26 protein-coding genes, 1 tRNA gene and 2 pseudogenes are annotated in these 25,597 nt (G+C 72.0%); 12 read left to right on the top strand and 17 right to left on the bottom strand.

Going from position 1 to position 25,597, the window contains the following annotated elements; translation table 11 throughout:
- Nucleotides 1–5: 5 nt before the first annotated feature.
- The 3 genes from E2B92_RS12665 to E2B92_RS12655 all read right to left on the bottom strand — a co-directional run bounded on the left by E2B92_RS12665 (nt 6) and on the right by E2B92_RS12655 (nt 2,461).
- On the bottom strand, nt 6–224 hold the full coding sequence (locus E2B92_RS12665) for an FmdB family zinc ribbon protein (RefSeq protein ID WP_064071106.1): 219 nt from the start codon (nt 222–224) through the stop codon (nt 6–8).
- Between the two features lie 9 nt (nt 225–233).
- The gene (locus E2B92_RS12660) at nt 234–1,589 is read right to left on the bottom strand and encodes a hypothetical protein (RefSeq protein ID WP_126889122.1); all 1,356 of its coding nucleotides are present in this window, start codon (nt 1,587–1,589) and stop codon (nt 234–236) included.
- 74 nt (nt 1,590–1,663) lie between these two features.
- A complete protein-coding gene (locus E2B92_RS12655) occupies nt 1,664–2,461 on the bottom strand; it encodes a DUF4097 family beta strand repeat-containing protein (RefSeq protein ID WP_133087522.1) in 798 nt (265 codons plus the stop codon).
- Nucleotides 2,462–2,610: 149 nt separating this feature from the next.
- On the opposite strand from E2B92_RS12655, the gene E2B92_RS12650 reads away from it, so the two are divergent.
- A tRNA-Val gene (locus tag E2B92_RS12650) sits at nt 2,611–2,685 on the top strand.
- Nucleotides 2,686–2,748: 63 nt separating this feature from the next.
- Here the strand turns inward: E2B92_RS12650 and E2B92_RS12645 are convergent.
- Nucleotides 2,749–3,440 (bottom strand): annotated as a pseudogene (locus E2B92_RS12645) (site-specific integrase); the annotation flags it as partial.
- Nucleotides 3,441–3,445: 5 nt separating this feature from the next.
- Here E2B92_RS12645 and E2B92_RS12640 point away from each other — a divergent pair.
- Nucleotides 3,446–3,847: an NUDIX domain-containing protein gene (locus E2B92_RS12640; RefSeq protein WP_126888882.1), complete on the top strand. Its 402-nt coding sequence runs from the start codon at nt 3,446–3,448 to the stop codon at nt 3,845–3,847.
- Nucleotides 3,848–3,886: 39 nt separating this feature from the next.
- Here E2B92_RS12640 and E2B92_RS12635 read toward each other — a convergent pair whose 3' ends face one another.
- The 3 genes from E2B92_RS12635 to E2B92_RS12625 all read right to left on the bottom strand — a co-directional run bounded on the left by E2B92_RS12635 (nt 3,887) and on the right by E2B92_RS12625 (nt 6,822).
- The gene (locus tag E2B92_RS12635) at nt 3,887–4,741 is read right to left on the bottom strand and encodes a nuclease-related domain-containing protein (protein ID WP_126888881.1); all 855 of its coding nucleotides are present in this window, start codon (nt 4,739–4,741) and stop codon (nt 3,887–3,889) included.
- A 444-nt stretch (nt 4,742–5,185) separates the two neighbouring features.
- On the bottom strand, nt 5,186–6,016 hold the full coding sequence (locus E2B92_RS12630) for a DUF3800 domain-containing protein (RefSeq protein WP_126888880.1): 831 nt from the start codon (nt 6,014–6,016) through the stop codon (nt 5,186–5,188).
- Between the two features lie 449 nt (nt 6,017–6,465).
- Nucleotides 6,466–6,822: a hypothetical protein gene (locus E2B92_RS12625; protein ID WP_126888883.1), complete on the bottom strand. Its 357-nt coding sequence runs from the start codon at nt 6,820–6,822 to the stop codon at nt 6,466–6,468.
- 687 nt (nt 6,823–7,509) lie between these two features.
- Here E2B92_RS12625 and E2B92_RS12620 point away from each other — a divergent pair.
- Nucleotides 7,510–8,028, top strand: coding sequence for a hypothetical protein (locus tag E2B92_RS12620; RefSeq protein ID WP_126888879.1), 519 nt, complete (start codon nt 7,510–7,512; stop codon nt 8,026–8,028).
- A gap of 35 nt (nt 8,029–8,063) precedes the next feature.
- Nucleotides 8,064–8,612, top strand: a complete 549-nt coding sequence (locus E2B92_RS12615; RefSeq protein ID WP_126888878.1) for a flavoprotein — start codon at nt 8,064–8,066, stop codon at nt 8,610–8,612.
- Between the two features lie 33 nt (nt 8,613–8,645).
- Here the strand turns inward: E2B92_RS12615 and E2B92_RS12610 are convergent, their stop codons facing one another.
- Nucleotides 8,646–9,467, bottom strand: coding sequence for an SAM-dependent methyltransferase (locus E2B92_RS12610; protein ID WP_126888877.1), 822 nt, complete (start codon nt 9,465–9,467; stop codon nt 8,646–8,648).
- 155 nt (nt 9,468–9,622) lie between these two features.
- Between E2B92_RS12610 and E2B92_RS12605 the strand changes: the two genes are divergently transcribed.
- On the top strand, nt 9,623–10,777 hold the full coding sequence (locus tag E2B92_RS12605) for an SUKH-4 family immunity protein (protein WP_126888876.1): 1,155 nt from the start codon (nt 9,623–9,625) through the stop codon (nt 10,775–10,777).
- A gap of 1,073 nt (nt 10,778–11,850) precedes the next feature.
- Nucleotides 11,851–12,021: a hypothetical protein gene (locus E2B92_RS32655; protein WP_160159751.1), complete on the top strand. Its 171-nt coding sequence runs from the start codon at nt 11,851–11,853 to the stop codon at nt 12,019–12,021.
- On the opposite strand, the gene E2B92_RS34115 is transcribed toward E2B92_RS32655, so the two are convergent.
- On the bottom strand, nt 12,011–12,085 hold the full coding sequence (locus E2B92_RS34115) for a 50S ribosomal protein bL37 (RefSeq protein ID WP_373297613.1): 75 nt from the start codon (nt 12,083–12,085) through the stop codon (nt 12,011–12,013). The genes E2B92_RS32655 and E2B92_RS34115 overlap by 11 nt on opposite strands.
- Nucleotides 12,086–12,266: 181 nt before the next feature.
- Here E2B92_RS34115 and E2B92_RS32960 point away from each other — a divergent pair, with 181 nt between their 5' ends.
- A complete protein-coding gene (locus tag E2B92_RS32960) occupies nt 12,267–12,437 on the top strand; it encodes a hypothetical protein (protein WP_185923824.1) in 171 nt (56 codons plus the stop codon).
- Nucleotides 12,438–12,475: 38 nt separating this feature from the next.
- Nucleotides 12,476–12,709, top strand: a pseudogene (locus tag E2B92_RS12600) (DUF2277 domain-containing protein); the annotation flags it as partial.
- Here E2B92_RS12600 and E2B92_RS12595 read toward each other — a convergent pair.
- The 5 genes from E2B92_RS12595 to E2B92_RS12570 all read right to left on the bottom strand — a co-directional run bounded on the left by E2B92_RS12595 (nt 12,687) and on the right by E2B92_RS12570 (nt 19,138).
- Nucleotides 12,687–13,451, bottom strand: a complete 765-nt coding sequence (locus E2B92_RS12595; protein WP_126889594.1) for a DedA family protein — start codon at nt 13,449–13,451, stop codon at nt 12,687–12,689. The pseudogene E2B92_RS12600 and the gene E2B92_RS12595 sit on opposite strands and share 23 nt — an antisense overlap.
- Nucleotides 13,452–13,894: 443 nt before the next feature.
- Nucleotides 13,895–14,332, bottom strand: coding sequence for a DoxX family protein (locus E2B92_RS12585; RefSeq protein WP_133087543.1), 438 nt, complete (start codon nt 14,330–14,332; stop codon nt 13,895–13,897).
- Between the two features lie 61 nt (nt 14,333–14,393).
- Nucleotides 14,394–16,253, bottom strand: a complete 1,860-nt coding sequence (locus E2B92_RS12580; RefSeq protein ID WP_235023799.1) for an FAD/NAD(P)-binding protein — start codon at nt 16,251–16,253, stop codon at nt 14,394–14,396.
- Between the two features lie 414 nt (nt 16,254–16,667).
- On the bottom strand, nt 16,668–18,368 hold the full coding sequence (locus E2B92_RS12575) for an alkaline phosphatase D family protein (protein ID WP_126888403.1): 1,701 nt from the start codon (nt 18,366–18,368) through the stop codon (nt 16,668–16,670).
- Between the two features lie 125 nt (nt 18,369–18,493).
- Nucleotides 18,494–19,138, bottom strand: a complete 645-nt coding sequence (locus tag E2B92_RS12570) for an HNH endonuclease family protein (protein ID WP_126888404.1) — start codon at nt 19,136–19,138, stop codon at nt 18,494–18,496.
- Nucleotides 19,139–19,328: 190 nt separating this feature from the next.
- On the opposite strand from E2B92_RS12570, the gene E2B92_RS12565 reads away from it, so the two are divergent.
- A complete protein-coding gene (locus tag E2B92_RS12565) occupies nt 19,329–20,072 on the top strand; it encodes an ABC transporter permease (RefSeq protein ID WP_126888405.1) in 744 nt (247 codons plus the stop codon).
- Nucleotides 20,073–20,334: 262 nt separating this feature from the next.
- The gene (locus E2B92_RS12560; RefSeq protein ID WP_126888406.1) at nt 20,335–20,919 is read left to right on the top strand and encodes a TMEM165/GDT1 family protein; all 585 of its coding nucleotides are present in this window, start codon (nt 20,335–20,337) and stop codon (nt 20,917–20,919) included.
- Between the two features lie 3 nt (nt 20,920–20,922).
- Here the strand turns inward: E2B92_RS12560 and E2B92_RS12555 are convergent, their stop codons facing one another.
- Complete coding sequence (locus E2B92_RS12555) at nt 20,923–21,588, bottom strand: HAD-IA family hydrolase (RefSeq protein ID WP_126888407.1); 666 nt, start codon at nt 21,586–21,588, stop codon at nt 20,923–20,925.
- A gap of 333 nt (nt 21,589–21,921) precedes the next feature.
- Complete coding sequence (locus E2B92_RS12550; RefSeq protein WP_160159750.1) at nt 21,922–22,734, bottom strand: peptidoglycan-binding domain-containing protein; 813 nt, start codon at nt 22,732–22,734, stop codon at nt 21,922–21,924.
- 200 nt (nt 22,735–22,934) lie between these two features.
- On the opposite strand from E2B92_RS12550, the gene E2B92_RS33800 reads away from it, so the two are divergent.
- Together E2B92_RS33800 and E2B92_RS12545 are read left to right on the top strand one after the other, a co-directional pair.
- Nucleotides 22,935–23,057, top strand: coding sequence for a hypothetical protein (locus E2B92_RS33800; RefSeq protein WP_260604425.1), 123 nt, complete (start codon nt 22,935–22,937; stop codon nt 23,055–23,057).
- Nucleotides 23,042–25,090 (top strand): MDR family MFS transporter, encoded by a 2,049-nt coding sequence (locus E2B92_RS12545; protein ID WP_126888409.1) that lies wholly within the window; start codon nt 23,042–23,044, stop codon nt 25,088–25,090. Before E2B92_RS33800 ends, E2B92_RS12545 begins: the two co-directional genes overlap by 16 nt.
- Here E2B92_RS12545 and E2B92_RS12540 read toward each other — a convergent pair.
- Entirely contained in the window at nt 25,087–25,587 is a 501-nt protein-coding gene (locus E2B92_RS12540) for a GNAT family N-acetyltransferase (protein WP_185923727.1), read from the bottom strand. The two genes, E2B92_RS12545 and E2B92_RS12540, sit on opposite strands and share 4 nt — an antisense overlap.
- Between the last annotated feature and the right edge of the window lie 10 nt (nt 25,588–25,597).

The raw sequence follows: 25,597 nt of genomic DNA, 5'->3' as shown, positions 1-25,597 counted from the left end.
GGGGATCAGCCGCAGCACCCACCGCCGCAGCACCCGCCGCCCCCGCCCTGGGACGGCGCGGGCGCCCCGCCCTTGGCCGTACCGCCCACCGCGACGGCGGACAGCAGCTTGACGGTGTCGTCATGTCCCGCGGGGCAGGCGGCGGGGGCGGACGACTCGGCCATGGGACGGTTCAGTTCGAACGTGTCGCCGCAGGTGCGGCAGCGGTACTCGTAGCGAGGCATGGCCCCAGATTAACCGCGCCGTCCATGTCCGCCGCCCCGCTCCTCGCGAATCATCTCGACCACCCGCGCCACCGCGGCCCGCACCGCCTCCGTCTCGGTCAGAAAGTGCCAGTAGTCGGGGTGGCGGCCCTCCAGCCCCGCGATCGCCCGCTCCAGCCTGGCCACCGAATCGTCCAGGGGCCGGGCGTGACGCGGGTCGGGGGTCTGACGGCCGTCCATGGCCAGCCGCTGGGCGTCCCGGATCGCGAAGCGGGTGCGCTGGATCTCGGCCTGCGGGTCCTTGGACACGGCGTTCAGCCGGTTGAGCCGGTCACCGGCGGCCGACACGGCCTCATCCGCGCTGTTCAGCAGCGCCCGCACGGTCGCCAGCAGCGCCGTCGCGTCCGCCCAGCGCTGCTCCTCGCGCGCCTTGCCCGCCTCCTGGAGCTTCTCCTCGGCCTGGCGCACACTCCTGGCGGCCTGCTCGGGAACGGGCTGAAGATCCTGCCAGCAGGCGGCACTGAAACGGCGGCGCAGCTCACTGAGGACCGGCTCCACGGCAGAGGCACGGTTGGCCAGCGCCTGCGCCCGGGTACGGAGCGACACCAGCCGCTTGTCGGTCTCGGCGGCCCGCTCCGGCAGCCGCTCCGCCTCCGTGCGCACGGCCTCCGCATCCCGGAGAACCCTGTCCGCCCGCTGTAGCGTCTCGCTCACCCCATGCTGCCCCGCGCCCTGATTGAGCCTGGTCAGCTCCGGGCCGAGGGCGGCGAGCCGCGCCGCCAGATCATCGGCACGCAGGCCGGAGCCGCGCACCGCGTCCAGAGCGTTGCTCGCGGACAGAAGCACCGCCTTCGCCCGCTCGACGGCGGGAGCCAGCCGTGCGAGCTGCGTCTCCGCCGTGGCCAGCAGCGGCCCCAGCCCCTGCTCGAACCTGTCCAGTTCCCCCTTCACACGGACGAGGTCGTCCTTGGCTCGGTTCAGCTCACCCCGCGCCCGGGAGGCGACGGAGGCCTCCAGATCATGACGGTCCAGGTCGTAGGCGTCGACCGCGGTGATGTACGCGTGGCTCACCTCGTCGATCCTCCGACCCAGCGCGGCGAAGTCCTCCACCGCCCGACGAGCCCCCGGCGACGCGTCCACCGCCGTGATCGTCTCGATCGATATCCGCAGGTCCCGCTGGGCGGTGTCCAGCTCGTAGAAGGCCGCCGCGGCCGCGTCCCGCGCCGCCTGCGCGTCCGCCCGCTGACTCTCCCCACGCCCCCCGAACCAGCGCCGCGTACCGCCCCCGGTGACCGCCCCGGGCAGCACGGCCACCACCAACGGCACCGGCAACAGCATCAGCGCGAGCAGATCCTTCACGTACCGCCGCGCGTGTGTCGCCGCCACATCCGCTCCCGTGCCGTCTGTCCGCCCCTGACCGGTTCATTCTCCCACCAGGTAAGGACGAACACACGGGCCCATCAGTTCGCGCTGCGCACCGTCACTTGTCCGTTGTCGCTGCGGGCCTTCACCACATGACCGCTCCGGTCGTCGGTCGGCACCCCCACCTTCACCTCCCCGTTGTCGCTCCCCGCCTCCACGGCGTACCGAGCACCCCCGCCCGGCAGTTCGACGGCCACGTCCCCGTTGTCGTTCACCGCCTCCACCCGGTCCGGCACGGATCCGAGCGCCAGCCGTATGTCCCCGTTCCCCGACCGCGCCACCACGCTCTTCGAGGTACCGCCCTCCACTCGCACGTCCCCGTTCTCGCTGCGCAACTCCAGCGGCCCGCCCGCGTCCCGCACGGTCACCCTGCCATTGCCCGAGGCGACCTTGAGCGCCGTCCGGAAGCCGGTGGCGGTCACCTCCCCGTTGTCGTCCTCGACCGTCACCGCGACCCCCCGAGGCACCCGCACCTCATGCCGCGCCTCGCACTCACTCACCAGCGCGTCGCACTCCACCCGCAAGGTCAGCCGACCGCCCTCCAGCTTCCACACCGGCTCGGGTCCGTCCCCCATCACCACCCACCCGTCGACCTGCCGGGTCACCTCCACGTCCTTCACATCGGCCGGCACCAGCACGAGCTCCCAATCGTCCGCGTCCACCACGAGCGTCTCGCCCCGGAACCCGAACGCCTTCCGCTCCACCGGAGCCCCCTCCACATCGGCACCGCCACACCCCGCGAGGCCCAGCGCCCCCAGCACCACCCCGCCGACCACCACCGACGTCCGGATCCGCCGCGCACCCACGATGACTCCCCCTACTAGGTCTCTCTCCATCTGCCGCTCACGCTACGTGTCCACCCCACCCCGCCACGATCCGGCAGCCCACCCCACCACTGGTAGGGCTACCCCCCGGACCCGCCCGCCCGGCAGCCCGGGTTTGCAGCACCCACCGGTCGGCCATGTACGCTGTTCACTCACTCCACGGGTGCGTAGCTCAGGGGTAGAGCGCTGCTCTTACAAAGCAGATGTCGGCGGTTCGAAACCGTCCGCGCCCACCAGTGCAAAGGCCCCCGCAGCGTCTGCTGCGGGGGCCTTTGACGGTAGTAACTGACGGCAGTCGCTCACTCAGGCCAGCGCCGCCGGAGCATCCGGTCCATGTGGCTGACCGCGTCATGCTGCGTGTCCTGGACGGCGTGCGTGTACACGTTCATGGTCACCTCGACCTGGCTGTGCCCAAGGATTTTCACCACCACGCGGGGCGCGACGTCGGCGGAGGTGAGCAGTGTGGCGCAGCCCTGCCGTGCGTCATGCAGCCGGATAACCCGAAGGCCGGCGGACCGGGCGACGCGGGTGAACGACCGGTACAGGTTCCGAGGCTCGATCGGCCGCCCGGTCCTGGTGGTGAAGACGCAGCCGGTCCCCTCCGAGGCGGTGCCGGCCTTCTCGCGCATGGCCGCCTGGCGGAGACGCTGCCACCGCCGGGGCGCGATGCAGATCGCGGGCAGCGGAAGAGTCTGCTTCCGGCGACGCCCCTTGGGATCGTCCTCGTATGTCTCTCCGCCGACACGCTGCCGCTGGGTGCGGACGCGGATCTCGCGCCGATTGAGGTCGACGTTCTCCCACCGGAGCCCCACGATCTCGCCGCGCCGGAAGCTGAGGGCGATGGCGATGACGAAGGCCGCGTACAGCAGATCGGTCCGGGCGGCCGCGAGGAAGTCCAGCGTCTCGTCCAGCGACCAGGGCGACAGATCCCGAGCTTCCACAGAGGGTGATTCGACGAGCGTTGCGAGTTGCGCATGACCAGCTCCTCGCGTCCTCATGGTTGAGCCCACATACAAGAGGTCCTGGGAGGTCCCCGGCGGATACGTCGAGACCGGCGAGTCCCCCCCCCTGCACGCTGCTGTCCGGGAGGTCTACGAGGAACTCGGGATCACGCCCGCTCTAGGCCGCCTGCTCGCCGTCGACTGGGCACCCAGTGAGGCGGAAGGCGACAAGGTGCTGTACCTCTTCGACGGTGGCAACCTCAGCTCAGATGACCTGGCAAAGATCACCTTGCAGCAGGATGAGCTGAAGGCGTTCGCGTTCGTTTCGATGGACGAGGTCGCCGAGCGCACCATCCCCAGACTGGCTCGGCGCATCCTTGCAGCAGCGCAGGCCCGCAACGACGCCGCGCCGGTATATCTCGAGCACGGGCAGAGGCCCGGCACGGAAGCCGCATGACACGTCGTCCAGCATCCTCCGCGTGCGCGGTACGCAGCCTCATGCCGTGAGCCATGCCTCTCGGTGACGGGCGACGTTGTAGACCTGTTCCGCCTGGCTAGGAGTGAGCACCGCGGGGAGGGGCGCCAGGGCAGAAACCTCCCGTTCGCGGTAGACACGCACCGTGAGCTGGGTGGCCGCGACTTTCACGTCGGTAGTCCCGACGAAGACGAGAACCGGTTGCACGGGCACGGGAAAGTCGCAGTAGCGCTCCAGTACCCTTTGTACGCGTTCAGCCTCTGCCCGACTCTTGCGGGGGTACGGCTTGGGCTTGCCGCGGTTGATCCTCGCGACGTCATCGCCCACCCACACTGCCTTGTTCGGGTGGTGCTTGGTGTTGACGCTGAACACCCCGCCAGGGCCGATCAATAAGTGATCAATGTCCACCCCTCGGGGGAGGGGGATGGAGTGCAAGACTCTCCACCCTTGACGTTCCAGACGGCCCAACTCGGCTCCTACACGCCGTTCACCGACGAGCCCTGTACGCCATGAGTCACCGTCAGTCGGCCGCCGAAGCACCCAGGCAACGAACCGCTCCAACGGGCCCGGGCCCACCTCGTCAAGCTTTGCGCGCACGGCCGTGCCAGGAGTGTTGGAGGCTAGGTCGTCGCGGGGCGTCAAGGGAGGCAGCGATGCGGTTGCCCGGACGGGCACTGGGGCGGCCGGCGGAGTCGGCGAGATCTGCCGTAAGTGCTGGGTCAACACCGTCAGCGCCGCATCGCGGTAGTCATCGAGCAAGATCGTAATCTTGCCCGTTTTGCAGTCAGCCCAGGCGACGGCCGTGCCATCCGGCAAGTTCGCGTACAGACGATCATGTCCGTAACGGTTCCAGCGCACGACCTTGAGCTTTGCCATGACCACCCCTTGACCAGCCTGAATGACGGTTCCGTCATCGCAGCAGCAAGGGCGGCACGACCACAAGACCGCAAGCGCGGTAAGACTTTCCCTACTTCATCAAGGCCCGCGCACGGCGCGGGCGCGCGCCGCCTCTGCGGCGCGGCCTGCCTCCTGTCTCCGCCCCGGCTGGCCGCGCCAGGCGGCGCGCCGCGTGCTGCGGGCGAAGGGTGGAAACCCGCTGTGGCTGGGGCGGTCGGCTCCACGGCTTTAGGCAGCCACCATGGGGCGAGCCTCTAAGATCATGGCCCCAACGTCGTGCTTTAGCGGGCAGGTCCACAGACTGCCCGACGCGCCGGAAGCTTACGGGGCCATGATCTCTCGCCCCATGGCAGCTCCCGCCCAAAGCCGCTCCACCGACCTTTAGTGAGCTAGCCCCGCTGTGCCGGCGTCACCGCCAAGCAGCTAAGGCTTGAACAACAATGAACCAGGCCGCTGTGTCTTCTGGTCGCTTACCACGAGCCCACCCCGCCACTTTCCTGTCTCGTCTCGGTACCGATACTGAAGTCCCTTGACCCGTTCACCGAAAACCTTGCGAACCTCGTGATAAGTCCCCGAATTATGCGGGTTCCCATGCACTCCGGGACCATACGCAGATGCAGCCATCGGAAAAACCAGCGTGGACGCAATAAGGTCCGCACACTGAATACCGACGTGATTCTCACTGTGCGAAAAAACCGGAACCTCGCGGAGTGACCCGAATGGGTCACCGCCGGTTCTCCATTTCTGCGTGAAGATCGAGTGTGCGACTTTCACGTTGGAAGCGTGCACCCGTCCGTCCGCAATGATCAGCCCTTCAGAGGAGTTGACCTGCAAGAACTCCCCGAAGTGCCGGGCGATGTCCTGAACCGCGTAGCAGTAACTCGGCGTCGGCTTAAGCGCGACTCCAGATGCCTTGACCCAGACGCGTCCGACGATCATTCCGTCATGAGCTTCCATGATCGACAGTAGGTCCTTTCGGATCCTCTCAGCCTGCCGCCGTTTATTGCGGGAGGTTGACCGCGTCATCTGGAGAATCTCTGACCCTTTTATCTCGGTCAAAACGTGATCGAGAGCAGGACCCTGAGCAAATCTTCCCGGGAAGTGCCTTCGCTTCAAGTCCAGAAAGTCGCGCGTGAGTGCAGGGACTTTAGCCGCCTCAACGATTAGTCCCATGATCACCATCACGGGGGTTGCGCTCGGGCCAGCGTTATCAGGCTCGCAACCGCCGGATTCATCCAGGTAGCAAATATGCACATCCTTAACATAGCGCTAAGGCCGCCCCTGAGGGGCGGCCTTAGGATGTGGTGTTCAGGTTTCCCCTATTCACCAGTTAGCTATGCTGCTGCAAGTGAAGCACACCGTCCGACACGGTGCAACCCAGCTCGCGGGCGCACGTGGACAACCTCGCTGACCTGGGGTTTTGCTGAAGTTCGCGACTCCCTGTCGGCTAGGATCGCCCTATACAGTGGTCACGAGATCCTAGCCGACAGGGACACACCAGGGAACCTCATAGGTCATGAGCTAGGCATGTTCTACTGGATCACCCGGCATCACTGCACGCACCAGGCCGTGACCGCACCCCTGGCTGGCGTCTGACATCGCCACCTGACATCAACGACAGCAGACGGAAGCGACTGCGAGCGGCCGCGACAGGCCGTGGCTTCGCATAGCCAGGGGCTAGGACAGGGCCGTCGGCCGAACCCCTAAAGCGGTGGCTTCGTGACCAGCGGCAGCGGCCAGCCGGCGCAGGCCACTAGTGCGCTGCCGTCCTCGGTGAGGAAGAGCAGGGTGGTCCATGTCCGATCGGCAGCATCGATCAGCCCTGTGCGCACGGGCTGGCCGTGTTCGCGGATGAGCTGCACTGCTCGTTCCAGCCCAAGAGGTTCGAGTCCGTGCATCCGCATGCGCTGAAGTCGGCGCTTGAAGACTCCGGCATGCTGGCCTGCGGGTTGTGCCCGGTCTGCCACCCAGTAGGTGGCGCCGCTGCGAAGGGTGGCCAGAGCTATCGCGGACGCCTCGTCATCACCGGCCAACAGCGATTCCAGCACATATCGTTCCATGGTCACCCCTGTTTGGATCTTGCGGTACAGCAGCCAGGTACCGCAACCCCAGCAACCGCCCCCGCACGGTGGCGTCCCTCCGGGCCCCCCAGCGGCCGGTATGGCCGTCACTGACCGATCCGGCTAGAGCTACGGACCAGAAGGCGGCCGTGCCAGATCCGTGCCAGATCGAGCGGTCAGCCACGGTCAACCGGGGCGCGCAGCGGTGCAGGTGCCGTGATAGCAGGATTAGTTCCTCAGATGGTGGGTGACCAGCGGGAACGTGTCCACCAATGGCGCCAGGCTTACAAAGCAGATGTCGGCGGTTCGAAAACGTCCGCGCCCACCAGTGCGAAGACCCCCAGCCGATCATGGCTGGGGGTCTTCGGCGTCCGTACCGGACTTCAAGGCCGAAGGCGCAGAGGCCGCTGGAGTCGGCCGACCAGTCGTAGGCGGCGGCCAGGGTCCTGCCAGATCGGGGTGGTGCCGGGAGAGTGCCCAGCAGACCGGTGCCGGCAGGGTCAGGACCAGGCGGCGAGGGAGAGGGCGGCCACCACGAGGGTCGGCGAGGGCTTGGGGAGGGCATTCAGGGGTCCTTGGCGCATGGTGCAAGCGTCGCCGGCCGTGGCGTTGACGGTGAGGGGGCGGATACTCGGTTTAAGGCAGGCGACTGTTCGGGCGGGGCGTGGGGCGTCACACTCCAGGGGTATGGGGGACACCGGACTGTGGATCGCGGGGCTGACGGGCGTGACGGCCGTGCTGGCGAGCTGGGTCACGAGCCTGGGGCACACGCGGGCCGCGCGGCTGCAGGCGGAGATCACGGCGGCGACTCAGGAGGAGACCCGGCGGAGGGAGGTGCGGCGGGCGGCCTACCTGGCGTTTCTGGAGCAGGCCCACCTCACCGGGGTCGAGTACCGGCAGACCCCGGCGATTCTCGGGGTGGAGGACGATCAGCGGCGCAGGGACGGTATCGACGAGCACCGGGCACGTCTTCGCGAGGTGTTCGGCCCCTTCCGGCACACCTATCAGGTCGCGACCGTCCACGCCGTGAGCGCGGGTACGGCGGTGGCGTGTGATCGGGTGTTCGCGGCGTCCCGGGAGGTGTACATGGCGCTGGGCGACATCGCGGACGGTGTCAGAGATGCCTCGGCGTTCCATGTGGCCCTTCATGGGTACTGGACCGCGGTCGACGAGCTCGGGAGAGCCGTACGTCACGAAGACCCGTGACCGGGGCGAGTGTTGGGTGTGATCGGATGGGGATCATGAGGACCTTGTATCTGTTCTGCTCAGCCGCGCCGCCCGTGTTCGATGTCGCGCGGGTGATCGAGGACGCCCAGAGCCGTGGGTGGGACGTGTGCCTGGGTCTGACGCCGACCGCCGCGCGGTGGGTGGAGGGCAGCCTTGACGGGCTGGCGGCGCTCACGGGGCATCCGGTGCGGTGGGAGTACGACCTGCCGGGGCAGCCGGAGGTGTGGCCGCAGGCGGACGTCATCCTGTTCGCGCCGGCGACGTTCAACGTGGTGAACGAGTGGGCGCTGGGGCTGACGGCGAAGTTCGTGCTGAGCATGGCGGTCCAGGGCGCCGGCAGGGGCGTGCCCACGCTGGTGATGCCGTGTGTGAACCAGGCCCACGTACGGCACCCGGCCTTCGGCAGCTCGGTGGCGACGCTCCGGGCGGCCGGGGTGTCGGTGCTGTACGGCGAGGGGGCCTATGCGGCGAACCCGCCGGGCCAGGAGCTGTCCGGCGGGTACCCGTGGGCCGTCGCGCTGGACGCCGTGGAGGGCGTCGTACGGGAGCCCACCGGGGCGTGAGGCCGGGCCGGGAACGCCCCGCCCGGTGCGGGGCTACGGCTTGCGGCCCACGCCGCCGTAGGCGTCGACGGGGGTGGCGGGCCTCGGGGCGGTGGGGTCGGGTCGCCAGTCGGTGACGGGTACGACGCCGGGGGCGACGAGGTCGAGGCCGTCGAAGAAGCCGGTGATGTCCTGGACGGTGCGTACGTAGTAGGGGACGGCGTCGCTCTTGTTGTAGGCCTCGGAGGCGGCGATCATGCCGTCGCTGGTGGCCGTGCCGTCGCAGATGGTGAGGTAGCTGCCCGACGGGAGGCCCGCCATGAGGCGGGTGATCATGGAGCGGGCGACGTCGTAATCGGCCACGTGCCCCAGGGTGTTGAGGATCATCAGGGCCACTGGTCGGGAAAGGTCCAGGGTGGCCGAGGCGGCTTCCAGGATGGTGTCGGGGTCGTACATGTCGGCGTCGACGTACGCCGTGCGGCCCTCGGGCGTGCTGGTGAGCAGCGCACGGGCGTGGGCCAGGACCAGGGGGTCGTTGTCGACGTAGACGATCCGCGTGTCGGGGGCGGTCTGCTGGGCGACCTCGTGGGTGTTGTCGCCGGTCGGGAGCCCGGTGCCGATGTCCAGGAACTGGCGCACTCCCTGCTCGCCCGCCAAGTGCCGGACCGCGCGGCCGAGGAAGTGCCGGCTCGTGCGGGCCACGTCGACCAGGCCGGGGAAGATGGCCTTGATCTGGTCGCCGAGCTCGCGGTCCACCTCGTAGTAGTCCTTGCCGCCCACGAAGTAGTTCCAGAAGCGGGCCGAGTGGGGCTTGCTGGTGTCGATCCGGGCGTGGATGTCCGCGGCAGAGACGGACTCGGGGTCGCGGTCCGGCACAGGAGCCTCCTGGGGCACAGTGGTCGTCAACGGGCTCCCAAGCTAATCGAACGGCGGGCGAGACGTGGGGGTTTGGCGCTCACGGGCTGTTGTCAGTGGTGACTCGTATCGTGGAGTCAGTGGTAGATCACCGCACAGCGCCACGGGGGGGCACCATGCGCGTCATCCATCCGTCGATCACCCATGAGCCGACCCGGCGGTTCCTCGCCGGGGGCAGGCTGCCGGACACGCACGACCTGGTGACGTTCACGCGGCTCACCGAGTCGCGGGTGGTGACGGCGTCGCAGCTCGTGGACGAGGAGTACGACCCCGCAGACCTGAACCCGCGCATCGCCGGGCTGCTCGCCGTGGGGCATCTGCTGGTGGAAGGGCTCGACGCACAGCACGTCGTCCTGGACGGCCGCACAGGGCAGGTCTTCAGCCTGGAGATGTACTCACCCCGGTACGCCGAGACCATTCCGCTCGCTCCGTCGCTGGAGGTGCTCGCCCGCTTCCTGGCGGCCGTCGACGAACTCGGCGCGCGGAGCGGGCGGTTCGCCGATCTGGCGGGTCGGAGTGGCACGGGAGTGGCCCAGGAGGCGACGGAGAGACTGCTGTCGCTGTTCGCGGAGGAGGGGGCCGGGTGGGAGCAGGAGATCCCGGCGTTCTGGCGCATCGCCGCCTTGATACGGCCCATGGCGCTCGTCGCCCGGCCGGGCGGGAGGCTGCGCCTCGACCTGCCGGTTGGGCTCATGGAGGAGGAGTTCGGCGCGGCGGAGGTGGTGCGGCTGGACCCGGCGCGCATGCCGGCGACCCTGGAACACGAGCCGACGCGGCGGTTCCTCGCCGAGGTCGGTCTGCCCAAGGACGGCCTGATGTTCTGGCTGGGCGACGAGGACGGCTTGTTGGAGACCGTGGTCGAGAAGCGGGAACGTCTGCGTGTCGACCCCCGGCTGAGTCATCTCGAGGCGGGTGACTCCCTGCCCGCCGATACCGGCCGGCTCCTCGCACTGGGCGGGCTGACGCACGACTTCGACGCCGTGATCGACGGTCGCACGGGTGAGGTGTACTACCTCGAATACGGTGCCGAAACGGCGGTCCCGGTGAACGCCGACATCTCGACCCTCGCCTTCACGGTGTGGATGCACAGCCGTGAGCAGAAGCTCGACAAGGAGCACGGGTTGACCGACGACTTCTACCACCAGCTCGCCGACACCATGGTCACTGTCCTCGGCTCGGTCGACCCGGTCGCCTGCCTCCCCGCGCGGGACTCCGAGGACTACCGCTACTGGCCCGAGGTCTTCCACGACCAGGCGGGGGCCGTGCTGTGACGGGCCGGTCGGCCGGCATCGTGCGGATCGTCGTGGCGGACCGCCACCACGCCGCCGCCCTGCCCGGCCATCCCGAGACGTACGAGGTCACGGAGCCGGGAGAGGTGGGGGAGGTGATGGACGCGCTCGACGGCCCCAGCCCTGACGGGGGGGCCGGGTCTTCGGACGACTTCGTGTGCATGTGTCTCGGTGAGTTCGGGTTCACGCTGTACGACGCTGCCGGTCGGCGCGTCCGGGAGATCAACCGGCACGGTGCGCTGCCGTTGCTGGACTCGGCGGATCCGGAGTCCATACCGGGGCGGCACCGTGCCGCCTGGGCCGCGGGCGCGCCGGAGCCGCTGCGGCGGTACGCCGAAGGGTGGGCGCGAGGTGAGCCGCCCGCGCCCGGGACGGTGGGCGCGCCGCTGAGCCTGGTGTTCACCTGGCTCGGTATGCCTGGGGGCTGGGGCGGCCGTGGGGGCGGGCGCGGTGGCGGTGACAGCGGTGGTGGTGCGGATGTGAGTGGTGGCGGTGACAGCGGTGGTGGTGCGGATGTGAGTGGTGGCGGTGGGGGTGTGGGCGGTGGCGGGCGCGGTGGCGGTGGCGGGGCCGCGCGCTTGCTCGAGCGCCTGGCGCCTCTCGCCGTACTTGACGCGGCGGCGACGGACGATCTCGCGTGGGCGGTGCGGGGGAGTGACGCGGGGGCGGTCGACGCGGGGCCGATGGTCCGGGGCAATGGTGGGGGGAGGGGCGCTGGGGCGCCGGTGGTGAGGGGGAGTGGTGGCCGCGGGGGTGGGGTGCAAGGGGGTGGGTTGGGTCGTGCTCGCGGTGGCGGTGGTGGGGTGCCGGGGAGTGGCGCGGTGCCTGGTGGGGCGGTGGGTGGCGCGGTGCCTGGTGGGGCGGTGGGTGGCGCGGTGCCTGGTGGGGTGGGCGGTGGTGGGGTGATCGATGGTGGTCGGCGTGGAGGTGGTGCGTCGGCCGGTGGGGGGTCGGGCTTGGGTGGCGGAGCCGAGGAGGGCGCGCGAGGGCGGGGTGGGGGCTCGGGTGCCTCACTGGACGGGGTTGCGTCCGGGCTCGCCCGGTTGGACGGGGCCGTGGAGTTCTTCGCGAGCGCTCACTTCACCGCGCGGCACCCCAAGAAGCGCCGTGTCGACGCCACGGTCCGTGACATGCTGCTGCGGCACGCGCGCATGCGCCGCCCCGAGCACGTGACGGTGCTGGAGCGGCGGCTGTTGCGGACGGCGGAGGACCGGTTCAGGCGTTAGGCCGCTTGCCGTGGTTGGCGCCCTTCTTCTTACGGGCGCGGCGCTTGTTTCCTCGCTTGGACATGGTGCGTACCTCCGTCGCCAGTTTAGGTTCGGTCCATGCGTCGCGCATCGCGTGCCGAACCGCGCGTGCGACGGAGCGCACCAACGTGGGACCGCCGTGCGCCCTGCCTCACCGGGGCGGGCCGGCGGGACTCTGCCTTCGGGGGAGAACGGCGGGGAACCGACCGAGACCAGGAGGCGACATGGCTCGTACACAGTCCAAGTGCGGAGCGCGCACCAAGCACGGTGGGTGCTGTCAGCGGCTCGCCATGGTGGACGCCTCGCGGTGCAACCTGCACCGCGGGGACTGGGCGACCTACACGATCGACAGGGAACGCGAACGGGAACGGGAACGGATGCGGCGCAAGCGGTGAGGGTGGGCGCGGGCGGACGGCGGGCGCACACTGGAACCATGTGCCGCAGCATCAAGACCCTCCGTCCGCCCGTGCTCCCCACCGAGGCCACCGAGGAGGACATCCGCGCCGCAGCGCTCCAGTACGTGCGCAAGGTGTCCGGTTTCCGGGCGCCGGCCGCGCACAACCGGGAAGTGTTCGAGCAGGCCGTGGACGAGGTCGCCGAGGCGACCCGGCGGCTCCTCGACGGGCTCCAAGTGCGGGGCGCCGCTAGGAAGCCGGTGACCGAACCGGTGACCGAACCGGCGACGGGAGCGGGGGCGGGACCGGCGGTTGGATCGCGGGATGAATCGGTGCCTGGGCCGGCGACGGGGCCGGTGGCTGAGCCGGTACGGGCACCGGTGCCGTAGCCGGTGCCGTTGAGCCCGCGCCCTGTGCCGGGGCCGCTGGACCCGCGCCGGGTGCCGGCGTGGGTGGCCGGCGTATGACGTAGGCGGCGAGAGCGCCCGCCAGGAAGAGGGCCAGGACCGAGACCGCCACGCCGGTCCAGGTCGCGCCCAGCCACTGGCCGCCGAAATAGCCGAGGCTCACGCTGTACGAGGCCCACGCCACGCCCGCCAGGGCGGACCAGGGCACGAACTGGCTGGCCTTGCGGCGGGCCGCGCCCGCGCCCAGCGAGACCACCGAGCGGCCCGCCGGGGCGAACCGGGCGATGACGACCAGGACGCCGCCGCCCCGCGCCAGCGCTGCGCCGAGACGTTCCTGCGCGGCGGTCAGCCGACGCGAGCGGGCGATCGCCCGGTGCAGGCGGGACCGGCCGCGCCACGCGAGGCGGTACGCGACCAGGTCGCCCACCACGGAGGCGGTGGCCGCGCACAGGGTCAGGGCGAGGAGCGAGCCGCTCCCCGTCGCGGCGACCGTCGCGGCGGTGATCACCAGGATGCCGCTCGGCAGAACCGGCAGGAACACGTCCAGCAGGACGGAGACGGCGACGGCCGTGTAGATCCACGGGCCGGCGGCCACGCTTTCGAGCACCTTCACTCCCCGGTCCCGTGAAGCCGGTCCCGTGGCGCGGGCGGCTGGACAGGCGCAAAGCGTACGCCGGAAGGCGGTCCGTGCGATCACCCGGGCGGGGGACGCGGGGGGACTGTGTGAGGTCGGTGTCCCCCGCCCGGGTGCGGGAACGTCGCATGGGACGGACCCGGAGGAGAGTGCCGCCGGGGCTGGTGCCGGGGCCGGGGCCGGGGCCGGGGCCGGTGCCGGTGCCGGTGCCGGGCCGGTGTGCGGCCGGGGCGGAGGTGCGGTGGGGGGTGCGGTGGGGGTGGGGCCGCCGGTGGCCGGTCGTGCGGAGTGTGGCCGGTTTCCGGTGGGGGCCACCCCATGCGGGGCCGGTGCCCCCGCCCGGCGCCCATGGCCGGCGCCCCCGCCCGGCCCCCGCCCAGCCGGGTCCCGCGGCGACGCGATACGCGGCGACGCGCTTACGCGGTGACCGCCTCGCGCTTCCGGTTGGCCTGGGCGGAGGTGAGCAGGCCGTCCAGCGACAGGGCGCCGGGGCCGGTGAAGACCAGGAGGAGGAGCGACCAGCAGTACATGGCCGACAGTTCGCCGCCGTTCTTCAGCGGGAACAGGGCCATCGGCTGGTGGACCTTGAAGTACGCGTACGCCATCGCGCCCGAGGCGAGGAACGCGGCGGCCCGGGTGCCCAGGCCCACCAGCACGAGCGCGCCGCAGACGAGCTCGATGACGGCCGCGTACCAGCCGGGCCAGGAGCCGGTCGGGACGGTGCCCCCGGTGCCGCCGGCACCGCCCAGGACGCCGAAGAGCGAGGCGGCGCCGTGGCAGAGGAAGAGCAGGCCGACGACTATCCGGAACAGGCCGAGCACATAGGGGCGGGCCTGATCGAGGCGCGCGGTGATGGTGGACATGGGCATCCTTCGGTTGGGGGACGGAACCGACGAGCCCACAGGTTAGGCAGTCCTAATCGATACTTGCAAGTTCAACATTCGGCCGTTCCGCTTCCGTGCCGGAGCATTCCTGGAGGGCCGCTCGAGCCACCGCGTCCGTGTCCGTGAGGGTCACCGAGTCGACGCCCGGCCTGGCGCCCGCGGCCGTCACCCAGTGGACGCCCTCGGTGGGCACGCCGAGGGCGAATATCCCCTGGTGGGCCCGGCCTTGACCATTGATCAGGCGGTATGGGGAGGGCGTGACGTCCAGTCCTCCGGTGTCGTAGCCGTCGACGACATGGGTGCGGCACTGGCCGGCCGCGAGCATCCCGGCCAGGAGCGCGTCGCCCGTGTGCCGTATGTCCGGCTCCGGCAGCCGGGCCTCGATCAGGGTGGTGGCGGTGACGGCCGAGTCCGGCACGTCGGGGGATTCCGCGACGAACAGGCCGTTCTCCGGACGGACCCGCATACGGGGGCCGACCACGTCCAGCACGCCCGCCTCGATCAGGGCCGTCATCTCCTCGACGCGGCGGCGCGGCGGGCCGATCGACAGGAAGGCGTTCAGCGGGGTGTACCAGCGATCGAGGTGGTCGCGGCGCGAGGCGCCCGGCAGGCCCGCGTGGTCGACGATCAGCCGCAGCTCGTTGCGGATGTCCCGCAGCACGTCCAGCGCGGCCTTGGCCGGACCGGACACGTTGCCCAGCGCCGCCTCGGCCGCGTCCCGGCGCAGGTGGCCCAGCAGCCAGGCACGGAAGCCGGCCGGCGAGCCGAACGTCTCCCCCGCGTAGGGGCGCGCGACCCGCTCCCACGACCACCGCTCGCCCGGCGGCACCGCGTACGCGTCCAGGGTGGCGTCCGGCGCGGCCAGGAAGCGGAAGCGGAATCCCCTCGGCCGCCCGAGCAGCGTCTCGTAGTACGTCGTCTCGACCTCCGCGGCCACCAGCGGCCATATCTCGTCCAGGAAGTCCGGCGGGTCGCCCGCCTCCGCCCGCTTGCGGAACGTCCCGATGACGTCGGGCGTCAGCAGCAGCGGCTCGTGCCGCGCGGACGCGCCCTTCTCGTTGTCGCCGCGCGCCTGGTACGGGACACCGCGCCGCGAACCGGCGTACAGCCGGGGCTCCCGGCCCGAGCGTACGTACCGGAGCGCGCCGCCCTCCCGGACGAAGGTCCCGCCGCGACCCTCCGTCAGCAAGGCCATGTGGTCGAAGAAGTTCAGCCCCAGGCCCCGCAGCAGCACCGGTTCGCCGGGCGCGACAGCGGTGAGGTCGAGGTCCGCGGGGTTGGCGGGCGGGAAGTGCCGCAGCCCGTGGCGCGCCGCGTACCCGGCCAGGCGCTCCGACGACGGGGCGCCGGCCGGCAGGTGGCCCTGGGCGAGGACGACGGCGTCCAGTCCCGCGAGGACCGTGCCGTCGTCGAGCGTGAGCGTGTGGGGCCCGGCGCCCTCCAGGCCCTCCGGGTGTGCCAGGTGTACGGCCCGGGCGCGGTGCACCCGCACGGTCACCTCCGGCGGCGCCCCGGCGACCGTGCGGGTGAACGCCCACTCCAGGTAGGCGCCGTAGCAGGCGCGCGAGGGGTAGTCGTCGGGGCCGAGGCGGTACGAGCGGGAGGCGGCCCACTCGTAGAGGCTCGGCCCCCGGCGTATCGGGCCCTCGCAGCGCACGCTCTCGTCGGTGAAGACCGTGACCTGGCACGCCACCGTGTTCATCAGCAGCTCGGACGGCTGGTCGGTGCGCCAGACGCGGCCCGCGCCGGGCGGGGCCGGGTCGACGACGTGGACGGTCAGCGGGGTTCCCGCGGCCAGTTCCGGGGCGGAGGCGCAGAGCCGTTCGAGTACGGACGTGCCGCGGGGGCCCGCACCGACCAGGGCTATGGCGTGGGGAACTTCGGACGGCAAGACTCGGACTCCCGGGGCAGGGGGCGGTGCTGGCGTCGCCGGCGACGCCGCCGGGGGGCGGCGGGCGCCGGGCGAGTGCTCATCATGCCGTTGCCGCGCCCCGCACCGAACCCCTGGCCGGAGGATCACCATCCGCTATGAGCGGGATTGCAGGAGCCCTGAACCGGACGTTCACGGGACGTTCACACCCCGGGCGTCAGGACTCCATCGTGGACGGCCGCTACAACAGGGCTCCTCCGTGGACGGCCGTCGGCCCGTGCGCCTCCGGGTCCCCAGGGCTCCTCCGTGGACGATCGTCGCCCCGTGAGCCCCCGGGTCCCCAGGGCTCCTTCCTGGACGATCGCCGCCCCGTGCGCCCCCGGGTCCCCCAGGGCTCCTTCCTGGACGATCGTCGCCCCGTGAGCCCCCGGGTCCTCAAGGCTCCTTCCTGGACGATCGTCGGCCCGGTGCCGTCCCGGGCGTCAGGGTCCGTTCGTGGACGGTCCGCAGTTCCGCGCCGCTCCGGTCGCGCCGCCCGGCGGTGGGCGCGTGCTCCAGCAGCAGCCGCGCCGAGCGCCCGTTCAGCGTGAGCGTCATCAACTGGTTGCCGAACCACGGCCCGCCGGTGCGGCGCCAGGTCACCACCGGGGGGCGTACCCGCCCGTGGCGGCGCAGCGCCTGCCCGAGCCTCCGCCCCGCCGGGCCCCAGCCGAGCCGGAACGCCCAGCGCAGCACGGGCGGGATGCGGTTGTGCACCGGCGAGCACGTCAGTTGCACCACCCGCGAGTTGGGTGCGGCCTCGGGCCACACGGGTTCGGCGACGTACGCGTGGTGGACGTCGCCCGACAGGACGCACACCGTCGCCGGGGCGTCCGGCCCGCTGCCCGCCTCCGCCAGCAGCCGCGCCAGCCGCTCGAACGACTCCGGGAACGCCGGCCAGTGCTCCAGGTCCGCCGTGCGGCGCACACGCTCGGAGACGCGCGCCCAGCGCGTGCCGCGCTCGCCCCGGCACAGCGCGGCGTTCCACGTCTCGGCGTCGTGCATGAGCGGCGGCAGCAGCCACGGCAGGGAGGAACCGATCAGCAGGTGGTCGCAGTTCCCGCGGTCGGCCAGTGCCTCCTCGCGCAGCCACTGTTCCTCGGCCTCGTCGTGCATGGCGCGGGCGTCCTCCGCCAGTACCCGCCCCGCCCGGGTGTCCATCATCAGCAGCCGGGTCCGGCCGAAGTCCCGGCGGTAGCTCCAGCGCACCCGCTCCGGAGCCTCGTCCGCCTCCGCCGCGAACCGCCGCAGCACCTCCGTCCCGTCCGGCGCCGCGCGGACCGCCGCGTACAGGGGGTCGGTGTCCAGCTCGTCGGGGGAGAGGTTGCCCAGGTGCTGGTGCACCCAGTACGACATCAGGCCGCTGAGGATGCGCTCCCGCCACCATCCCGTGCGGCGCATGTCGGCGACCCATGCGGCGCTGGTGTTCCAGTCGTCGACGACGTCGTGGTCGTCGAAGATCATGCAGCTCGGGACGGTGGAGAGCAGCCATCGCACGCTCGGGTCCAGCCAGGACTCGTAGTAGAGGTGGGTGTACTCCTCGTAGTCCGCCACCTGTCCGCCCGGCGGCTCGTTCAGGTCACGGCGTGCGGCGAGCCAGCGGCGCGTGGCCTCGGAGGTCTCGTCGGCGTACACCTGGTCGCCCAGCAGGAGCAGGACGTCGGGGCGTACGGCGCCGGGGTCGGCGGAGAGCCGGGCGGCGAGCTTGTCCAGCGCGTCCGGGCCCACCGGGTCCTTGCCGTTTCCGGGCGGCGCGGACCAGCGGCAGGAGCCGAAGGTGACCCGCAGGTCGCCGTCCCCCGGGCGGGGGGTGGTGATCGTGCTCGCCGGGTACCGGGCCTCGGTGGGCGGCCACACCGTACGGTCGTCCAGGAGCACCTCGTACGGGGTCGTCGACCCCGGCGTGAGGCCGCCGACCGGGATCAGCGCGTAGTGGTGCCCCGCCACCTGGAACGTGCGCATCGTGCCGCCGCCTCCGCCGGGGCACCGGACCTCGGCCGTGCAGGGCCGGTCCGCCTCCACCCAGATGGTCGCGCGGTCGCCGCGCTCCCAGTCGACGTACCGCAGCACCGGCCCCAAACGTAGTCCGGCTGCCATGTCCGGCCTCCTCCGTCGCCCGCCCGTACTCCACTCCCACGGTACGGAACGACGGAGGCGGCGGGCAGCCCGACGCCTCCGTGGCCCGCCGGGGAACGAACGGCGGGCGGAGGGCGGGCGGAGGCTCAGCAGCCGTTGAGCACCGACTGGAGCGCGCTCTTCTCGGCGGAGTCCACGCTCAGGTTCCAGTGGTGCTTCACGTGCACCCACATGCGGGCGTAGGTGCAGCGGTACGCGGTGCGCGGCGGCAGCCACTCGGCGGGGTCGAGGTCGCTCTTGGCCTGGTTGACGTCGTCGGTGACCGCGATGAGCTGCGGGCGCGTCAGGTCGTTGGCGAAGGCCTGGCGCTGCGAGGTGGTCCAGCCGTTCGCGCCGGAGCGCCAGGCCTCGGCGAGGGCGACGACGTGGTCGATGTCGAGGTCCGACGCCGCGCGCCAGGTGGCGCCGTCGTACTCGGAGTACCAACTGCCGCTGACCGCCGCACAGCTCGAGTCCTGGACCACGTTGACGCCGTCGCGCTTGAGGACGACCTCGCGGGTGTTGCAGGTGCCCGACTGGGTGCTCCAGTGCGGGAACAGGTCGCGGCTGTAGCCGGTGGAGGAACCTTCCGCCTTCACCGTGAGCTGGCCCAGGTACGTGCGGGCGGTGGCGGCGCTGATCGGGGTGGGCGGAGCGGCGTGGGCGGCCGGGGCGGTGGCCAGGACGCCGGTGGCGGTGAGGGCGGCGGACGCGGCGAGCACGGCTATGCGACGCGCGTAGACACCGGACATGGGTGACTCCCTTGAGATGTGGGGGTGTTGGCCGGATCGCCCGTTCGGGCGGCTCGGTCATCGTGGTGGCGCCAGGTTGCCCCGGGGGATGCGCCGGGTTACAGAGTGACGACATGTGCACGTCACATCAAGGGGTGTGCCCGGTTTCTGACCTTCCGGCACCTGGCTTGTCCGGCTTTAGGGTTGACATGTGCTGCTGCCCGTCAACGCCACGTTCGCGGCTGTTCTGGCCGTCCTGCTCGCCGTCGCCGCGGCCGTCGCGGCGCTCGCCCACCTGCGGGCGCCGCGCGAGATCGTCACCGCGGGGGTCCGGGCCGCGGTGCAGCTCGCCGCCGTGTCGCTGATCATCGGGTGGGTCGTCCGCTCCCTGCCGCTGCTGCTCGCCTTCCTGCTGCTCATGTACGCCGTGGCGGTACGCACCGCGGGGCGCCGCCTCACGCCCAACGGCACCTGGTGGTGGGCGGCCCTGCCCATCGCCGCCGGGGTCGTCCCGGTGGTCGGCGCGCTGGTGCTGACCGGGCTCGTTCCGGTCAGGGGCATCGCGCTGATTCCCGTGACCGGCATCCTCATCGGCGGGGCGCTCACCGCGACGGTGCTCGGCGGGCGGCGCGCCCTGGACGAGCTCGGGACCCGGCACGGCGAGGTGGAGGCCGGGCTGGCGCTCGGGCTGCCGGACCGGGACGCGCGGCTGGAGGTCGCCCGGGAGGCGGCGGCGGACGCGCTGCTGCCGGGGCTCGACCAGACCAGGACGGTGGGGCTCGTCACCCTGCCGGGCGCGTTCGTGGGGATGCTGCTGGGCGGTGCGTCCCCGCTGCTGGCGGGGGCGGTGCAGCTCTTCGTGCTGGTGGGGCTGATGGCCGTGCAGGGGGTGGCGGTGGCGGCCGTGCTGGAGCTGGTGGCGCGCGGGAGGCTGCACCGGCACGAGGCCCCGTGACGGCGGGCCCGGCCCGGGCCCCGCGCGGCCCGTCGCGTACCCTGGACGGAGCAGAAGGGGAGTAGCTCTTCGCCGGACCGTCGACATACTGCTGGGCCTCGTGCCCGGCCGGCGCCCGGAGGCGGCGTCGCGTACGTCCGCCAGCGAGACCTTCGGCCACAGCAGTGCCATGCCCACCCCCATGGCGCCGCCGAGCCGAAGCGACCCCTGACACGTCTCTTCTCGGTACGGCGGAGCCCCGACCGATTGAGGATCCCATCCCGTGCTCAGCCTTTCGATCACGGCGATCGCCTTCGGCGTCGTCTTCCTGGCCGAACTCCCCGACAAGACCGCCCTCGCCGGGCTCATGCTGGGCACCCGCTACCGCGCGTCGTACGTCTTCGCCGGTGTCGCCGCCGCCTTCGCCGTCCACGTCGTGCTGGCCGTCGCCGCCGGCAGCGTGCTGACCCTGCTCCCGCACCGGCTGGTGCAGGCGCTGGTGGGCGTGCTCTTCCTGTGCGGGGCGGCGGTGCTGCTGCTGAAGAAGGACGACGGGGAGGACGAGCAGATCAAGGCCCCGGCCGACCAGTCCTTCTGGAAGGTCTCCGGGGCGGGCTTCATGCTGATCCTGGTCGCGGAGTTCGGCGACCTGACACAGATCATGACGGCGAACCTCGCCGCCCGCTACGACGACCCGCTCTCCGTGGGCCTCGGTGCCGTGCTCGCCCTGTGGGCGGTCGCGGGGATCGGCATCCTGGGCGGGCGGACGCTCATGAAGTACGTACCGCTGCGGCTGATCACCAGGGTCGCCGCCTGCCTGATGCTGGCGCTGGCGGGCTTCAGCCTGTACGAGGCGCTCGCGCCCTGACGGTCACCCCACGTGGAGGCGGACCGTGCCGTCGGCGCCGTCCGCCTCCACGCGCACGTGCGTCAGGTCCGGCACGTGGACGTCCGGGGCGAACGCGCCGGCACGCGGGCCGACGCCCACCACGCGCATCCCGGCGGCGCGGCCGGCCAGGATGCCCGCCTCGGAGTCCTCGAACACCACGCACTCCGCCGGGGCGAAGCCCAGCTCGGCCGCGCCCTTCAGGAACCCCTCCGGGTCCGGCTTGCTGGCGCCCACGCACTCCGCGGTCACCCGCACCCCCGGCATCGGCAGCCCCGCCGCGCCCATACGGGCCCGGGCGAGCCGCTCGTCGGCGGAGGTGACCAGGGCGTGCGGCAGGCCGGCGAGGGCGGCCATGAACGCGGGTGCGCCGGCGATCGGCACGACCCCGTCCAGGTCGGCGGTCTCCTCGGCGAGCATCACGCGGTTGTCGGCGTGGTTCTCCTCCATCGGGCGGTCCGGGAGGAGGACGGCCATGGTGGCGTACCCCTGGCGGCCGTGGACGACCTTCAGGGCCTCCTCCGGGTCCAGCCCGTGCCGTATCGCCCAGCGGCGCCAGCAGCGCTCCACCACGGCGTCCGAGTTGACGAGCGTGCCGTCCATGTCGAGGAGGAGGGCCCGGGCGGTCAGGACGGAAGGGGTGGCCGGCATCGGCGGTCTCCACTGGAGAGGGGGGAGAATGAGGGTACGAAGTGGCCCGCCCGCCGGTCAGGGTATACGGGCGGGACCACTTTGTTCCTCCACGATACAAAAAGGCTCCGCCCGACGCCAACCCGTTCTGCCCGACGCCTGCCGGTGCGCCCGCCCGACGCGCGTGGAACAACCGGCTCCGCCCGGCACCGGCCCGGCTCCGCCCGACGCCAACCCGGTCCGCCGCGCCGTCACAGGCCCGTCGTCCCCCGCGCCGCCAGGGGCCCGTCGCCCCCCGCCGCCAGGGGCCCGTCGTCCCCCGTGCCGCCACAGGCCCGTCGCCCGCCGTCGCCGTCAGGGCCCCGTCGTCTCGGCCTCCAGCCACTGCCGGGTCTCCGGTCCGTACACGCCCCAGCCGTCGCCCTCCAGGTTCCGGGCGTACTGGTAGCGGGCCACGCCGTCCTCGACGGCCTGGTTGTAGCGGCCGTTCATGGGGCCGTCGTACAGCCCGGCCTCCCGCAGCCGGTACTGCAGCTCCGACACCTCCGGGCCCCGGTCGCCGCGCCGCAGCGTGACCGAGGTGTCGCCGGACGCCTCGGGGCTCGGCCCGCGCGTGCGGTCCGGCGACGGGCCGACGCCCGGACGGTCCGGGCCCTGGCCCGGCGAGGCGGACGCCGAACCCGGCCCGGCCACGGCGAGGGACGCGGCCGCGGTCGTCGGTGCGGTGGCGGACGGGGACGCCGGCCCCGAAGCGGAGGCGGACGCGGAGGCGTCGGCGGACGGGGACGCCGTCGGCGACGCCGGGTCCGGCGCCCGGGACGGCAGGCCCTCCGGGTCGCCGCTCGGCCAGGCCGGCGTGCTCGGCGCGGGCAGGACCCGGTCCGACTCGCCGTCCCCGCCGAACAGCCCGCCCGCGAAGGCCGCCACGCCCACCACCACGACCACGGCCGCCCCGGCGCCGACCACGGCGTACGGACGGCGGGCACGGTTGCGGGACCGCGCCTCGGCCCGCGCCCGCGCCCTGGCCCCCGCCCGTGCGCCGCGCGGTGGACCCGCCGGCTCCAGCGGCACCAGTTCCGGCTCCAGTGGCACGTACAGCGGCATGGTGGACGCGGGCGGCACCGGCGGCGGACCCGGCGCGAGGTCCGGCTCCGCCCGCAGGTTCACGTACGGACGTATGCCGAGCGTGTCCTCCCCGGACGCGCAGCGACAGTCGCCGTCACCGCACTCACGACAGATCCGTCCCGTCAATGTGGGCCCCTCCCCTTGCATTGCGAGCGATTATGCAGCCCGCCGGGCACACCGGAGGACCACCCTCCGCACCCCCGTACCCGCTCGGCGGGCCGTATCGGGACGAAGCGCCCAGGATGGGAGGGGGAAACGAGGGGTACGCGTCCGGCCCGCCGCACGCCCGCGGGACGACGGTCCACGAGGAGGCCGCCCGCACCGCCCGCGAGACGACGAGGGAGAAGCCATGGCGCAGGAAGTGACCACCCCGGCCACCGGCCCCGCCCCGGGCCACGGCCGGAACCGGCGTACCGTCCTGGTCGCCATCGGCGCCCTGTTGCTCGGGATGCTCCTGGCGGCACTCGACCAGACCATCGTCTCCACCGCCCTGCCGACCATCGTCAGCGAACTCGGCGGCATGGAGCACCTCTCCTGGGTCGTCACCGCCTACATGCTCGCCTCGACCGCGGGCACCCCGCTGTGGGGCAAGCTCGGCGACCAGTACGGGCGCAAGAAGCTCTTCCAGACCGCCATCGTCATCTTCCTCATCGGCTCGGCCCTGTGCGGCATCGCGCAGAACATGCCGCAGCTCATCGCCTTCCGTGCGGTCCAGGGCCTGGGCGGCGGCGGCCTGATGGTGCTGTCCATGGCGATCGTCGGCGACCTGGTCCCGCCCCGCGAGCGCGGCAAGTACCAGGGACTCTTCGGCGCCGTGTTCGGCGCCACCAGCATCCTCGGACCGCTCCTCGGCGGCCTGTTCACCCAGCACCTGTCCTGGCGCTGGGTGTTCTACATCAATCTCCCCATCGGCGTCGTCGCCCTCTTCGTCATCGCCGCCGTGCTCCACATCCCGGTGCGCGCCGCCCGCCACACCATCGACTACCTCGGCACCTTCCTCATCGCCTCCGTCGCCACCTGCCTGGTCCTGGTGGCCTCCCTCGGCGGCACCACCTGGGCCTGGGGCTCGGCGCCGATCATCGGCCTCGCCGTCCTCGGCGCCGTCCTGCTCGTGTGGTTCGTGCGCGTCGAGCGGCGCGCCGCCGAGCCCGTCCTGCCGCTGAAGCTGTTCCGCATCCGCACCTTCACGCTGGTGTCGGTCATCAGCTTCGTCGTCGGCTTCGCGATGTTCGGCGCGATGACCTACCTGCCGACGTTCCTCCAGGTCGTCCGGGGGGTCACCCCGACCATGTCCGGGGTGCACATGCTGCCGATGGTGCTCGGCATGCTGCTCACCTCCACCGGTTCCGGCCAGATCGTCAGCCGGACCGGACGCTGGAAGATCTTCCCCGTCCTCGGCACCGCCGTCACCGCCCTCGGGCTGGTCCTGCTGCACCGGATGACGGAGACCAGCTCCGACGCGGAACTGAGCCTGTACTTCTTCGTCTTCGGCGCGGGCCTCGGCCTCGTCATGCAGGTACTGGTGCTCGTGGTGCAGAACGCCGTCCCGTACGAGGACCTCGGCGTCGCCACCTCCGGTGCCACCTTCTTCCGCTCCATCGGCGCGTCCTTCGGCGTCGCCATCTTCGGCACCGTCTTCACCAACCGGCTCACCGGCAAACTCGCCGACGCCCTCGCCGGCCGCGAGGTGCCCCCGGGCGCCGGGCCCGGCGAACTGGCCGCCGACCCCCGCGCCATCGCCACCCTCCCGCCCGACCTCCGCCCCGGCGTGCTGCACGCCTACGCGACGTCCATCACCGACGTCTTCCTCTACGCCGCGCCCGTCGTCGTCATCGCCTTCGTCATCGCCCTCCTGCTGCGCGAGGACCGGCTGCGCGGCGCCGTCACCGCGCCCGACCCCAGCCAGACGGTCGCCTCCAACCCCGTCGAGCGCTCCTCGTACGACGAGTGCGCCCGCGCGCTGTCCGTGCTCGGCTCCCGCGAGGGCCGCAAGGAGGTGTACGAGAAGATCACCGCCCGCGCCGGGCTGGACCTGCTGCCGGGGGCGAGCTGGCTGCTGCTGCGCGTGCGCCGGCACGGCACGGTGGAGCCCGCGCGACTGGCCGACACCACGCCCGTGCCGATCGGCATCATCACCGAGGCCGCCCGGCAGCTCGAGGAACGGCACCTGGTGCGCCGCGAGGGCCTCCAGCTCGTGCTGACCGACCAGGGCGTGGACGTGGCGGTCCGGCTGGCGCACGCGCGGGAGGAGTCCCTCGCGGAGCTGCTCGGCGACTGGTGGGGGCCGGACCGGCCCACCGACCTGGTGCAGCTCGTCGAGGAGCTGACGGCCGAGCTGTGCGGCTCCACCCGGGAGCGGCCGCGTACCCCGGAGCCCCGCCGCAACCACCGCCTCTAGGGCGTCAGCTCCTTGCCGTACCAGATCTCCATGTACGGGCCCTCGCAGTAGGCGGGGATCTCGCGGTAGCCGCGCCGGGTGTACAGGGCGCGGGCCTCCACCAGGTCCAGCCGGGTGTTGAGGACCACGCGCCGGGCGCCCAGTTCGGCGGCGGCGGCCTCCAGGGCGTCCATGAGCGGGCCCGACCCGCCGGTGCCGCGGAAGGCGTGGCGGACGAAGACGCGGGTGAGCTCGGCCCGTTCGGCGTCGAGCAGGAGCACCCCGCCGCAGGCGGCGGGCTCGCCGTCCCTCCGGCCGACGAAGAACCGGCCGGTCGGCGGGGCCAGGAGCTCCACGCCGTCGTCGACGAGCCCCTCGTCGATCTCGGCCGCCGTCGCCGGCCGGCGCCAGTAGCGGCTTGCGACGTCGTCGTAGTAGTCGCGGCGCAGCGCGGTGGCGTCGGGGCTGTCGTAACGCTCGGGGCGGATGGTCCAGTTGGTCAGGGCAGAGCTCGTCATGGTGTGTCCC

Source organism: Streptomyces sp. WAC05374, from assembly GCF_004353505.1.
Taxonomy (GTDB): Bacteria; Actinomycetota; Actinomycetes; order Streptomycetales; family Streptomycetaceae; genus Streptomyces.
This window is presented reverse-complemented; position numbering and strand designations above follow the sequence as displayed.

Excerpts from the sequence above, each read along its gene's own strand:
- E2B92_RS12665 (WP_064071106.1), bottom strand. The coding sequence starts at position 224 with ATGCCTCGCTACGAGTACCGCTGCCGCACCTGCGGCGACACGTTCGAA.
- E2B92_RS12655 (WP_133087522.1), bottom strand. The coding sequence starts at position 2,461 with ATGGAGAGAGACCTAGTAGGGGGAGTCATCGTGGGTGCGCGGCGGATC.
- E2B92_RS12640 (WP_126888882.1), top strand. The coding sequence starts at position 3,446 with ATGGTTGAGCCCACATACAAGAGGTCCTGGGAGGTCCCCGGCGGATAC.
- E2B92_RS12635 (WP_126888881.1), bottom strand. The coding sequence starts at position 4,741 with ATGGCAAAGCTCAAGGTCGTGCGCTGGAACCGTTACGGACATGATCGT.
- E2B92_RS12625 (WP_126888883.1), bottom strand. The coding sequence starts at position 6,822 with ATGGAACGATATGTGCTGGAATCGCTGTTGGCCGGTGATGACGAGGCG.
- E2B92_RS12620 (WP_126888879.1), top strand. The coding sequence starts at position 7,510 with ATGGGGGACACCGGACTGTGGATCGCGGGGCTGACGGGCGTGACGGCC.
- E2B92_RS12615 (WP_126888878.1), top strand. The coding sequence starts at position 8,064 with ATGAGGACCTTGTATCTGTTCTGCTCAGCCGCGCCGCCCGTGTTCGAT.
- E2B92_RS12605 (WP_126888876.1), top strand. The coding sequence starts at position 9,623 with ATGCGCGTCATCCATCCGTCGATCACCCATGAGCCGACCCGGCGGTTC.
- E2B92_RS32960 (WP_185923824.1), top strand. The coding sequence starts at position 12,267 with ATGGCTCGTACACAGTCCAAGTGCGGAGCGCGCACCAAGCACGGTGGG.
- E2B92_RS12575 (WP_126888403.1), bottom strand. The coding sequence starts at position 18,368 with ATGGCAGCCGGACTACGTTTGGGGCCGGTGCTGCGGTACGTCGACTGG.
- E2B92_RS12570 (WP_126888404.1), bottom strand. The coding sequence starts at position 19,138 with ATGTCCGGTGTCTACGCGCGTCGCATAGCCGTGCTCGCCGCGTCCGCC.
- E2B92_RS12555 (WP_126888407.1), bottom strand. The coding sequence starts at position 21,588 with ATGCCGGCCACCCCTTCCGTCCTGACCGCCCGGGCCCTCCTCCTCGAC.
- E2B92_RS33800 (WP_260604425.1), top strand. The coding sequence starts at position 22,935 with ATGGGAGGGGGAAACGAGGGGTACGCGTCCGGCCCGCCGCACGCCCGC.
- E2B92_RS12545 (WP_126888409.1), top strand. The coding sequence starts at position 23,042 with ATGGCGCAGGAAGTGACCACCCCGGCCACCGGCCCCGCCCCGGGCCAC.
- E2B92_RS12540 (WP_185923727.1), bottom strand. The coding sequence starts at position 25,587 with ATGACGAGCTCTGCCCTGACCAACTGGACCATCCGCCCCGAGCGTTAC.